General features: G+C 37.5%; 9 protein-coding genes and 1 other RNA gene. 2 read left to right on the forward strand and 8 right to left on the reverse strand.

Annotated features, from left to right (window positions below):
* Positions 1 to 6: 6 nt before the first annotated feature.
* The 4 genes from ACMUMK_RS10160 to ACMUMK_RS10175 all read right to left on the reverse strand — a co-directional run bounded on the left by ACMUMK_RS10160 (position 7) and on the right by ACMUMK_RS10175 (position 6,806).
* Positions 7 to 798: a SapC family protein gene (locus ACMUMK_RS10160; protein WP_414701007.1), complete on the reverse strand. Its 792-nt coding sequence runs from the start codon at positions 796 to 798 to the stop codon at positions 7 to 9.
* Complete coding sequence (locus ACMUMK_RS10165; protein WP_414701008.1) at positions 795 to 1,994, reverse strand: aspartyl/asparaginyl beta-hydroxylase domain-containing protein; 1,200 nt, start codon at positions 1,992 to 1,994, stop codon at positions 795 to 797. Before ACMUMK_RS10165 ends, ACMUMK_RS10160 begins: the two co-directional genes overlap by 4 nt.
* 39 nt (positions 1,995 to 2,033) lie before the next feature.
* A complete protein-coding gene (locus ACMUMK_RS10170) occupies positions 2,034 to 3,860 on the reverse strand; it encodes a putative 2OG-Fe(II) oxygenase (protein ID WP_414701009.1) in 1,827 nt (608 codons plus the stop codon).
* Positions 3,861 to 3,983: 123 nt separating this feature from the next.
* The gene (locus ACMUMK_RS10175) at positions 3,984 to 6,806 is read right to left on the reverse strand and encodes a TonB-dependent receptor domain-containing protein (protein WP_414701010.1); all 2,823 of its coding nucleotides are present in this window, start codon (positions 6,804 to 6,806) and stop codon (positions 3,984 to 3,986) included.
* Positions 6,807 to 7,143: 337 nt separating this feature from the next.
* Between ACMUMK_RS10175 and ACMUMK_RS10180 the strand changes: the two genes are divergently transcribed.
* A complete protein-coding gene (locus ACMUMK_RS10180) occupies positions 7,144 to 7,434 on the forward strand; it encodes a late competence development ComFB family protein (protein WP_414701011.1) in 291 nt (96 codons plus the stop codon).
* A 9-nt stretch (positions 7,435 to 7,443) separates the two neighbouring features.
* Here ACMUMK_RS10180 and ffs read toward each other — a convergent pair.
* Positions 7,444 to 7,540: signal recognition particle sRNA small type (ffs, locus tag ACMUMK_RS10185), an RNA gene on the reverse strand.
* A gap of 363 nt (positions 7,541 to 7,903) precedes the next feature.
* Between ffs and ACMUMK_RS10190 the strand changes: the two genes are divergently transcribed.
* Entirely contained in the window at positions 7,904 to 8,371 is a 468-nt protein-coding gene (locus ACMUMK_RS10190; protein ID WP_414701012.1) for an Lrp/AsnC family transcriptional regulator, read from the forward strand.
* A gap of 73 nt (positions 8,372 to 8,444) precedes the next feature.
* Here the strand turns inward: ACMUMK_RS10190 and ACMUMK_RS10195 are convergent, their stop codons facing one another.
* The 3 genes from ACMUMK_RS10195 to ACMUMK_RS10205 all read right to left on the reverse strand — a co-directional run bounded on the left by ACMUMK_RS10195 (position 8,445) and on the right by ACMUMK_RS10205 (position 12,663).
* Complete coding sequence (locus tag ACMUMK_RS10195) at positions 8,445 to 9,983, reverse strand: sigma-54-dependent transcriptional regulator (RefSeq protein WP_414701013.1); 1,539 nt, start codon at positions 9,981 to 9,983, stop codon at positions 8,445 to 8,447.
* A gap of 200 nt (positions 9,984 to 10,183) precedes the next feature.
* The gene (locus tag ACMUMK_RS10200) at positions 10,184 to 11,236 is read right to left on the reverse strand and encodes a YcjF family protein (protein WP_414701014.1); all 1,053 of its coding nucleotides are present in this window, start codon (positions 11,234 to 11,236) and stop codon (positions 10,184 to 10,186) included.
* A complete protein-coding gene (locus ACMUMK_RS10205) occupies positions 11,233 to 12,663 on the reverse strand; it encodes a YcjX family protein (RefSeq protein ID WP_414701015.1) in 1,431 nt (476 codons plus the stop codon). The genes ACMUMK_RS10200 and ACMUMK_RS10205 overlap by 4 nt, the downstream gene beginning before the upstream one ends.
* Positions 12,664 to 12,700: the final 37 nt, after the last annotated feature.

A 12,700-nucleotide genomic window follows, 5' to 3' on the forward strand; every position in this document is an offset into this window, starting at 1 on the left:
CTCCGTTTAACTATTAGTACTAGGAGCATTAGGTGTAACTGACCCTGAATCTAATTCATCGCCTGATTTTACTTCCATTGCTTCTATACCAATGTCATGTTTTTCGTTAAAGAGGCGGCGTAAGCGATTAAGTTGTAGGCTAGAAGTAGCTAAAGAGTACAAAGGTGCTAAGTAACCTCTTTGTTGATATTCGGCAATTTTATCACTTGGTAACTCACTTAGTTTTTGTTGATCAATGGTAAACATATCAACTATTTTTTTCTTATCACCATTAGTAAAAGCCAAATTTATCTGCATTGGCGTAATCAATTTGTCTTGACTCAACTGTACCAAAAACTCTCCAGTAAGGAGCTCAGCATGATATAAGTTCCCTAACCTTTCTTGAACGTTTTTAAAATATTGGCTTTCTGCGCCCATTTCAAATAATGGTAATCCAATATTATTGTTGACCAGCTCACTTTTAACATCGATATGAACCGTAAGTTTATCATTTTCACTAGGGTGTAGCCCTATAGCGAATGGATAGTTTAAAATTACCTTAGGAATATAAATAGCTTCCCACTGCTGCGGTCTGTAATAGAGATTTTCTCCAGTAAAAATGCTGGTAAGCACAACACTTCTATATCGTTTTAATCCTTTGTCGTATAGAAGTACGATAGGGTAACTTGTAGCAGCATTTGCAAACTCAGTTACAACAACAGGAATTAAGTTTTGTTCCTTTGCTACAGTAAAGTCTTTTGGAGGGTTTACTTTTAATTGCCCATGAACAGTTTCGTCAATCGCCACATACTGGCTCATTCTACTTCTCCTTTATTATAATTTTTTAATGCTTGTTCAATACTATGATAGCGTTGTTCCAACCAAACTTTACGCTGTGAAAATATCTGTTGTATTGCCTCTGTTTCTGCAGATTCGAGGGATGGATTCCAAATAGAAAAAATTAAAACTATACGCTCTTCTTTGCCATGGTTATTAGCAGCATGAACGAAACTATCGTCAAATGCTAATAATTCCCCTTGGCGCCAATAATATTTTTTATTTGCCACCTCAAGGTAAGCAGAATCAGTGTTAACCAATGGCAAATGCACTGTCAAACTATGGTTGGAAAGTCCGTAGTGAGATGGAATACTTTGCCCAGCTTTGAGCAATGAAAAGAAAACCTCAAATGGGGAGTCATCTAACCCATACAAGGGAGCAGACTCTAAATATTTAAGAGTGTTTTTAAAATACTTAGCTGTCTCTTCATTTAACTTACCGTCTTGGTATAGATGTATCGCCCCCCAATTTTTAGACCCAGCTAAGTCCTTAAAATTAGGTTGTGATATATAATTCTGATCAAGATAAGGTTCAACGTTACTTCGCTCACCCTGCAAATATGCCTGAAGCTCACCTGCAATATCATGACTTCCATCACAAAGTTCACGGGCCCAAGTTTCAACAGATAAATCATAAACTGGTTTTGGTGCTAAATGTGGTAGATAAAACAAATGAGGCTTTTGTAACGGGTCTTTAAATGGAATGGGCTTGTCCCACAATTGAACCCAACATGCATCAGACATTGTCTTGGGAAAATTGGCAGTCAACTCTTGATGTTGCTGACGAAAATAACTACTTAAAAAGCGTTTTCCTGAAGAGGAACGTAAAACGACTTCTTCACTCACCCTATCAGTTACTTTTAGCCTTAACGCTCTACCATCTATATCGTCTGCTAAAGAATATAAAATGGCAGCTAAGTCTCTTTGCCCTAAACGCTCAAATACATAAGCTGAATACAAGTATGGAAGGGCGACATTTGGAGAAGCTTTAATTAGCCTAAGGTACAAATAGCCAGCACGATTTAAATCACCATATCTCTCTTCGATAACCCCATAGCGATACAAAAACTGTGGATTATCTAAATTATCTTTACTAAGTTCATGCAACATATTTAAAGCAAGCTGATATTTGCCACTTTTTAAAGCCACATCTACTTCAGAAAAAATCGATACTACCATATTATATTTCGACTTCCTTTAACTAAGTCCCACTGCAAACTATACACAAATACCTTTAGTGCCCTTAGGTACAACATCAAAAGGTGAGGTTAAACGAAATGCATCTTTTTGAGCCAACTTAAATGGAAAAGTGCCGTGCCAAAAGTATGATGGAAATAAAACCAACATTCCGGGAGTAGGTTTCACAGTAAGTTCAATGTCGTCATTGGTATTTAGATTCAATGAACTTTTACCAAAATATATATCTCCCTCAGAGCCGCTCAACCCTTCTGGCACATGAACATAAAAAGAGGAACTAATCCAACCATCTGAATGCACATGACTCACATGGTATCCTTGAGAGTCTAATTTGACCGACCAAGAGCCAGAAAACTCATAGCCTTCTGCCTTACGAGATAAAAGTGGATGTTCAGGGCCATCAGGTAAACTGTGAATATAAGTCTCTAGCAACTCCCGTATCCCCTTTACAAGTAAATCAATTTCCGGGTACTGTTTAGAAAATAATCCCCCAGGGATCTGTGACCCATTAATAAGAGTTTGCCTCAACGGTGCTGTATTAAATTTGTGTAATGTCATTAGGCGCTCTTTAAGCTTCTCGAGAAACTCATCTAAACTTGCAAAGCCCTTGGGCACAGGTAAAGTATAAACCCTAACAAAATTATCGTAATCATTTAACCACTTGTAGCGTGCATCACCAACTAGCCTCCATAGAGTACCTTGTAGGGCTAATGCTAGTTGATTATGAGGTGATACTTCAAAAACTCTATCTAAACTAAGTTGTGCTTCACTTAGTTTATTCAAGCTCATCTCAAGTTGAACTTTATGTAATGCTAACCCAAGATCGAATCCTAATAAAAGCGCTTGTTCTGCAGTTGAAATAGACAATTGAAGCTGGTCAAATTTGGCTAAAAGATAAGCCTTACTTTTCAGAATACTCTTACTGTTATGATCCGATGCCTTTTCAAGCACAAGCTGAGCTCGCTCATATTGCGCTGCACTGGATAACAGATCTACAAAAGCACTACGAAGTTCATCATTTGGGAACAGATCTAATACTTTTTCATAACTTTTACCAAATTGCTGTAAATTCCCTAACTGCCAATACAATTCATTCAAGTTATCATGAATTTCTCTTTGCTGTGGAGCCAACTCCAAAGCATTCAAATAATACATTTCAGCTCGTAATGGCTCTCCTAAACTGACATAACTGTCGCCTAAGCTAGATAAAGACTGATAATTATTAGGCTCTAATTTATTAGCTATTTCAAAATGCTTGATTGCCTGACTTACTTTTCCATTTTTCTGCCAACATAGACCAAGGTTTTGATGTGCGTTGGTATTATTTGGTTGTTTAAGCAAAACTTTTTCATACAGTAAAATAGCAGTCTCTAATTTGCCTTGAAGCCTATAAATATCTGCCACTAACTTTTGCAACACTGGGAACGCTTCTACTATTTTGTGATTTTCTTCGACTAAGTGCAGAGCCTTAACGTAACTCTTATTATCAATGTAGAGAATTAAAAGGTTTTTAAATGGTTCATGTTTAAATTGGCCTGCCAATGAGAATGCGGTTTTATAATACCCTTCTGCCTCTATTGGTTTTGATAAACGTTTTAAACATATAGCTAAATGGTTATATAACTGCCAATCATTTTTGTTGTAATAAATTGCTTGTTTAAAGTCTTTAACTGCAGATTCAAATCGGAGTTGTTGTTTTCCAACTACACCAGACAAAAACCATATCTGATACAAACTTGGATACTGTGCTTTTAGTGGTTTTAATAAGGCTTCAGCCTGACTTAGCTTGTTTTGCTTGATGAAAGTGTAAATTTGATTGAGTTGCTGTTGCAAATTACTATGCGGCATATAATGTACTATTGTTTGTTTATTTATATATTTAACCTAAAACTCTTACTTAAATAACCATTTAAATATAGAAAAAAGCCAGGTATTAACCTGGCTTTTTTAGATCTTCTAGTTTAACTAAAATTAGAAGGTGTATGTTGCACTTACAAAGAAGCGACGTCCTAACAAGTCATATGTACTTGGGAAAGTATTTGCTTGTTCTTGAGAGTCACCCAATGCTGTTGGTTCGTTCGCAAACAAGTTAGTAATACCAGCGTTCACACGTACACCATCAGCTAGGTGGTAACTAGCACTTAGGTCAACATAAACCTCTGAACTAATTTCTGGAACGATTAACTCAGATGCATCAACACCACCAACTACGATTTGGTCATCAGTAGTGCTGTCGATATAACGAATCAAGGTTGAGAAGCTTAAATCGCCGCTTGCCCATGTGATACGGTTATTACTTTGGAACTCAGCAAGTGGAGAACCACAAGTATTACCAAATGCACCCGCACATTCGTTAACTGTACCTAACTCTGCAACTGGAGTGATATCGAATGAATCCAAGAATGTATTTCTAGAGTCAATGATTAGGATAGAATTGTTATCACCGATACCAAAGTCCAAATCAAAGCTATAGTTAATGTTCACATCAAGACCAGAAGTCTCAAGTGCACCAATGTTTTCGTTTAAAACACTAACTGTGTCAACGTTACCATCAGCTCGACGGTCAATAGCTTGACAGAATGGAGAGTTAATATCTTGAACTTGGTTATAACAGATATTCAAAACGTTTTGAACACCACCACCAAGAACGTCAATTGCATCAGTAATTTCAATATTGAAATAGTCGAATGAAACAGTCAGGTCTTCAACTGGCGTTAAAACAACACTCAAAGTAACTGTTTCTGACTCTTCTTCTTTCAGTTCTGTATTACCACCAAACACACCTTCAATTTGAGAGTTTGCTTGAATAAATGTACCAACTTGATCTGCACTTAAACCAGTTGCAACACATAAATCACTATCAGTTGTACCTTCTACGAACCCATCAGCAGAACACGGATCTGTCGCGCTAGGGAAGCCATTAGACTGCCCTAAGAACAACTCAGATACGTTAGGAGCGCGAACCGCTTCTTGATAACCAGCACGGAACATAACCGTATCGTTTACTACCCAGTTAAGTGAAGTAGCAAAAGACTCAACACTGCCAACTGTTGAATAGTCAGAGAAACGACCAGCTACCCACAAAGTCAATTCTTTAGCAAAATCTTTCTCTTCAACTAAAGGTACATCGATTTCGTAGAATAATTCCTTAACACCATAGCCACCGGAAGTTGTGTCGCCAGCGTTGAAACCTAGAACATCACCGGCTGCTAAGAATTCATCAGGGCGGAAAGTTGAGCTATCGTGACGAGACTCAAAACCAACAACCAAACCAACATTATTTTCAGCAGAAGGTAGGCCGAAAGGTAGTTCACCAGCTACGTCAAAGTGAAACACTTCTTGGCTAATGTTAGTCACGTTTGTTGCACCAATTCTGATGAATTCAGCCGCTTCTTCAGTAATTGTTCCTTCACCGAAGATATTCAATGGTACACAACCATTTGATGTATCTTGACACTCAGTACCATCATCTGTCACTAACAATGCCTGACGGAAACGACTAGCAGCAACATCATTTTCTAAAAGGTTTGTTTGGTCTAATTCTGAACGGCTGTAATAAGTATTGTAACCCCAATTATCATTAAAGTAACCTTCAAGACCAACTAAAATACGTACACCAGAGCGAGTGTCGATAGATTGACGAGGACCAACCTCAACCATTCTTCGACCAATAAATGCCTCATAGTTTCCGTCGGCATTTAACTCACCGCTATTCAAAAATGCTTCCTGAACGTCTGCACCAAAAAATACACTGTTAGGGTTAAGCTCAACTGTTGTAAAAGCAGGTGTTGGTGCCAGCTCTTGTGGAACAGTGTTTCTGTTAAAGCCTACTTCTGCGTATAAACGATGATCGTCTGTAATATCAAAATGACCAAACCCATTTACCGCTAAACGCTCTTGAGGCAACTGTAAAAAGTTATCAGGGGCATAATTAAACAAATCGTCAGGACTAACAAAAGTTGCACCTGAACCATCAGGTAAAAAACGGCCTAAAGTATCGCCATTAGGAAGTGTTGGGCCACCAAATATACGAGTACCTGGAATACCACTTGAACCTCCAGCTACTAGGCCATCTGTACCCTCAGTTAAAGCAACATCAGAAAAACTTCTATCTCCTTGATACACCGCGTCACGCTTAGCATATCCCATATAGATAGTTGCATTACCACGGTCGTCAGCAAAGTTGCCACCAATGGTTAAGTCGATATTGAATTTTTCACCATCGCCATCTTCTGTAATGTCGTACAAAGTGCTGATTTCTGCACCTTCGAAATCATCTTTCATTCGAAAGTTAACAACACCACCTAATGCATCCGAACCATATACGGCAGATGAACCACCAGTAATAATATCAACGCCCTCAATAAGAGAACCTGGGATACTGTTTAAATCAACAACCCCAGCTTGAGTCGCTGGGATCCAACGGCGGCCATTTACTAGTACTAATGTACGGCTTGTACCTAGACCACGTAAATCAACACGTGCAGTACCATCGCCTGGGTTGTTTGAGCTAGCGCCAAATGACGGTAAAGTACTTGGCAACTCAGCTAATTTTTGCTCGATATTTAAGTTACCTGAAACTACGAACTCTTCCCCAGAAAACTCAAATACAGGGCTTTTCGCTGTTAGGTTAGCACGTTGAATACGTGAACCTGTAACAGATATCTTTTCAACAGAGGCTTCAGCAGTCTCTGCATCTTGAGCTAAAGCAACATTAGATATCAATGCTGTAGATGCTGCACCCGCAGCCATAGCTAAACGAATTGACTTCGTCAATTTTGAATTTGTAAACATGTATGTCTCCCTGGACCACAATTTTATAATGTGTATAAGTCGTTAAAACGACTTTTAATAGTGAAAGGTAGTGAACCTCACGGTTGATAATATACATAACGTGTATAGTTGGTCAACTGGCTAAACCAGATTGATTTCTTTGAAAACTCAAAAAAAAATCGCTGATATCAAGTTATTACAATTTATTAACAGTATGAAACACTCAGTAATTATAATGGAATAGAAAACTGACAAGAGCTTAACTACTAGGCTTGCTAGGTAAACTTAGAATATTAGTTATTTTGAAATTAGCGTATATAGTAAAGATTACTAACATTAATTAGCACAGGAAGAACGTATGAAGTTAGATGACGATATTCATAATTATTACGAGCAACTAGTATTAGAACGAATTGAAGCATTAGGATTAAATAAAAGCAAAAGTGAAGACTATATAGCTGATGTCTGTTGTTTAGCCCTTAATCAAATTCCACCAAGATACATCAGGTTCGAAGTTGATATGTCTTTTTACTTACCACAAAGTGAGCGTCAACAAATGCAAATGAATGTTGTAAATGCTGTCAAACAAGCAGTAGATTATTTAGATGTGAATGAAGGGCTTGTTACATCAAAAAACAATCGAGAATAATTGGTGGTGTCCTTCCAGCCACACCTCGGCACATGAGTCGTTTGCTGCGGCTGCTCCCTTCCAGGCCTGACCGGGTTCACAAAGTATCATTGCGAGGGGACCAAAAGGCCACCATTGAAGTTCTTAATAAATATCAACTTATTAAGGCCGCGCATTATGAACAAAGCAATAATGTTATGCAACATCATTTTTGATTCAATTGCCTGATTGCTCAATTATTTATCAACACGTATTAATATGAAGGATTTCATCTATGAACACTCCTTTAGCATTAAAGCTCATTAACTTACTTAGTGTCGATTAAACTACCACAAAAGATAGACTACTCGAATAATCAGTAATTTTTAGGAGCTGCGATATTTTTACCTAACAAACTAGGACAAATATCCTAATTATTGCTTGTATAAGCACAATTTTTTAATCATGCTACGCACTTCATTAACCATCCTGTTTGAGTCGAGCAGTTTAAATGAAGCTAGACAAATTTGATCTTGAAATTTTACGTGTCATGCAAAAAGATGCCACAGTATCTATGGCTGATCTCAGTAAAAAAGTGGGATTGTCGCATACTCCATGCTGGAGAAGAGTTAAGCGTTTAATTGCAGAAAAAATAATCCTTCAAAAAGTAACTCTTTTAGACAATAAAAAACTAAATTTAGGTGTCTCTGTATTTATATATGTGACATTGAAAAACCATGATGGAGAGTCATTAAACGACTTTGAAAAAGCCGTTCAAAATATAGAGTCCATTGTAGAATGCCATACAACGAGTGGCGATAAAGACTATTTACTAAAAGTTATTGTAGAAAGTATTGAAGAGTATGAACATCTGCTAAAAACTAAGCTGACTAATTTGCCCTTGGTTGATCATCTGAGCTCTACTTTTGCTTTAAAGCAAGTAAAAAATACGACAGAGCTTCCTATAAAAGACGTATAACTTAGAGCCGATTAAATACAAACTCGCCCCGTTAGCTACCAGCGGGGCAAGCTGCTATCTTCACCTCACCAATTTATACGATTTTTGCTGTCTTTTTATTAATTCCATAATCTCTGAGCTTATTCGCCACAGCCGTATGGCTTAACCCCAACCTTTTAGCTAATTGCCTTGAACTAGGGAAATTGGGATATAGCCTCAAAAGAATCTCCTTTTCAAACTTTTTCACCTCGTCTTCTAGGCTTCCATTAAATTCTTCAGAGATAACATGAGTTGCAGCAGAGCAAGAGGGTAACTGTATGTGTTGTTTATCCAACTCATTACCTTCCAGTAAAGAAACGGAACGATAAATTGCATTCTTTAACTGCCGAACATTTCCTGGCCATGGATAGGTTTGTAAAAAGTCTACACAAGCTTTAGTCAATCTAGGTATCTGCCTTCCGAGCTTCAGACTATGCTCTTTAACAAAACGTTCTGCTAAACCAATTACATCAGACTTTCGCTCTCTTAGTGGCGGTATAAATAGACTAAAAACATTTAATCTATAAAACAAATTTTCATCAAACTTCCCCTCTTGAACTAAAGCACCTAAATCAGTTTTCGTTGTACAAATAATGCGAAAGTCAACGGAGTAATCACTAACATCTTCCTTTTGATGGTAAGTGCTACTTTGCAATATTGTCAAAAGTTTACTTTGTAATTCAGAGGACAAATTTGCAACTTCTTCCAAAAATAATGTGCCCCCTTTTGCTAACTCTACAACTCCATTTTTACCTCCGTCTCTGGTAATGAGTTCTACATCACTATCCTTATCAGATAACATCAGGCAATCTACCACTATAAATTCACCGCCTTTATTTTTACTCTCCTCGTGGCAGGCTTTAGCTAAAAGTTTCTTGCCTGTCCCTGTTTCACCAAACATGATTATTGGCCCATCCAACTCAGCCATTTTTTTAGCGTCTCTAATTAGGTTTTTCATTGCCTTACTTTCAGCGTGTATAGATATAAAGCAATCGACATTTCCTTGGTTGAAAGCCGTAAGCTGTTGTCCCAACCTAAACTCTGACTTAAGCATAAAAACTGCTCCAGCCATAATAGATTTGCCGCCTGTATCAGGTACTATCACTGGCAACATATCAACTAAATAATCTTGTTCTACAAACTTAATTTTTTGAGCTTTAGCTTCTGGCTTTCCAGCTTCCATCCATCTGGATACATTAACTCCTTTTAGCAAATCCCCAATGAAGGTATTTATTACCTTCTCTTTGGGTATTTCTAAATACTTTAATGCAGCATCGTTTATCAGAATAATCTCACCTTTGGTGTTAACCGAAAAAACAGGATCAGGAAGAGTTTTAAGTAATGTTTGTAATTGGTATTGTTCTCGCTCAACTGGCATAAAAGGGGTTGTTTTGACATCTTTAATACCATCAATTTTTCGAATCTTAGGCATCAGGTGTTGGAACTCTGAAAACTCCAAGTTAGGAAAATTCAAAAATATTTTTCCTACCTCATCAATCTCAATACCTCGTAGGTTAATTTCATGCTCAACTAAAATATCAAGTATATCTTGCGCAATACCTAACCTATCCTGACAGTTAATTTCCAGACGCATTCGGTTCTCCAAATAAAAACTTAGGCATAAAATGTTTCGATAGCTATAGTGTTAAACTGTAAAGATATTATTACAATATTTAAAATAAATAGCAGTATAAACCTTGGTGAAGGGTAAGGCCTGAGGGTGGCCTTTTCTATGAATAAAAAATCAAGAATAGACTTGTGAAATAATCCTGAATGGTAAAGTACAGATGAAGCCTAGTTGATCTTACTGTTCAGCTCTGCAAGCAGTTGCTTACTAATATTTCCTATACTGGGTTTGTTGTCTGCCCCCCAATTCAAAGGTCTACATTGCTCCATTGCTTTAATACCAATTCGAGATGTTAGTATGCCTGCGCCCAACCCTTGAGCAACTCTAGTGGATAATCTTCCGGTAATCCCCGCACCTAGAGCGTAATTACCTGCATCAGATAAAATCTCAGAAGCACCTGCATACAACATAGTATTAAAGGTATTGCGAATGAGTCTGACCCTACCCCAATACCCTAATTGTAAGCCGTAGATTTCACTAATTTGATTCATTAATCTAATGTTTCGCCACAAAACAATTAACATATCCAATAAAGCGAATGGACTCACAGCAATCATCACCCCAGCCGCAGAAGCATTATTAGCTATTTGTTTAATTGCAACTCTATCAATCGGTGTTAATACTATGTCTTCAAATAAGCACATGATCTCATGATCATTATGATTTTCATCTACACTATTACGCCAATTTTGAACTAAAAACTGATAATTTTGAGGCAGATTTTGTGCTAAGTTCAGACAATGAGATTCGGCAAGTCCCATGGTTGGGCCACTACTAATCTTATTTGATTCTTTCTTAAATTCAGTTTGCCGTTTAAGCTGTCTTAAGCCTTTCAGTTCTGATATTACCAATGTAAACAGAAAGACTAGCGTGGTAATAAAAACCCCTAACCAAATAGCACCCAACCAATCAGAGCTGCGCGTTATCTCAATTACAAATAAACTAAATTCCACTATGCTAGTGACAAAAATAGCACCCCCGAGAAGCAACCACCACTTTTTACGGGAAGATCTGCTGTTATTCTTGGGGCGGTATTTCAGCTCATCTTCAACAACAGTATCTTCTAGCAAGATATCAACTGGCTCGTTCATATCTAAAATAGCTTTAGGCTTAATATTCTTAGTTTCTGGTTCTGCTAGAACTGAGTTACTGAATACTTTAGCGCTTTGAATATTTAAAGTAGTGTCATCTTGTTGATTAGCAGGCTCATTATTTTTCATTTTAATTTATCAGCCAATAAAAACTCTAAAACTTGGTCCACACGTATATGAGGCAGCGAATGACTTCCCCCTAACAAAGGAGGCATAAAGTTTGGAAACTCAAAGTTTTGAGCATCCCAAAATGAAGCGGGAGGACAAGCCTGTGGCACCTCCCCTGGAAACAAAGTAATCGTCTTACCTAGATTATTTTGTCCTTGTAACACCTGTATATTATCGCCTTCAAGTTCACCTAACCCTGTTCTAGATGTTTTAATTGAAGCAACAGCGGTAGATTCAGTTTTAACCCCATTAAATTGGATGTTTTTTCGGGCACTTCGCAACATACTTTCTAGCAGCTTCACTAAGTTTCCTTGTTGATCAGGTGTGACATGGTCAGCTTTACTAGCAGCGAACACTAATCTATCAATTTTAGGTTGAAATAATCTATTTAGAATACTTGAAGAACCATACTGAAAACTGCCCAATAACCAATCTATGGCTTTTTGTAAGTCTTGATAACAGTAATAGCCATTGTTTAAAGCATTAAGACAGTCAACCAAAATAACTTGCCTATCAAACTTTTTGAAATGCTCTCGAAAAAATGGTTGCACTACTTTGAGTTTATAATGCTCAAAGCGATTAATAATTAAATCAGCTTGACTGCCCTTTGCCACTTTTTTCGAATCGAAGCTTAAATCAGAATCATAAATTGGAAGAAGAGGAAAAAAGTGCAAAGCGGGCGCACCTGCCAGCTCTCCAGGTAGAATAAAACGGCCAGGTTGAAGTAATTGCAAACCTCGCTTTTGACAAGCATGTAAATATTCAGCATATAATTCAGCGATGTTTTTTAAAATTAGCTCATCAGCTACTTCCATGGGTTTTAAAGCTGCAAGAGCGGAAAGAAAAGGCTTTGCTAATTCAGCTCTAACAGGCTCTGCTAGCTCTGACTGACATTGCTCTACCCATTGCTCATAACTCATATCAAGCAGAGGTAAATCAAGCAACCACTCACCAGGATAATCAGTGATATCCAGAGTTAATGTGGCATCTTTTGACAAATATTTACTGACGCCGCTGCTTTTTTTATATTTGATTTTTAATCTAACTTGAGAAATACCTTTAGTAGATAAAGGCCATTCTGGTTCAGCCTTTGATAAAGACAACATTGCATCTTCATAGGCGAACCGTCTAAAGCTCAAGTTTGGTTGAACATCTCTTTTAACACCTACTAACCTTCCTTCACGCACCACGCTAAAAAATGGAAGGTTTGCATCTTCATTTGCTTCCAGTAATTGGTTGACCAAAGATGTGATAAAAGCCGTTTTTCCACTACCACTTAACCCTGTCACAGCTAAATTAATATGATGGTCAACCAACCTTGCAGCAGTCAGTCTAACCTTATCTTTTGTACGCTGAATATTTGGATGTTGTAAAATTGAGCTGTCCATTTAAATCAATATAAACCTATCATTATTAAAAGAGTGA

This window comes from Paraglaciecola sp. 2405UD69-4 (genome assembly GCF_047525415.1).
Classification (GTDB): Bacteria; Pseudomonadota; Gammaproteobacteria; order Enterobacterales; family Alteromonadaceae; genus Paraglaciecola.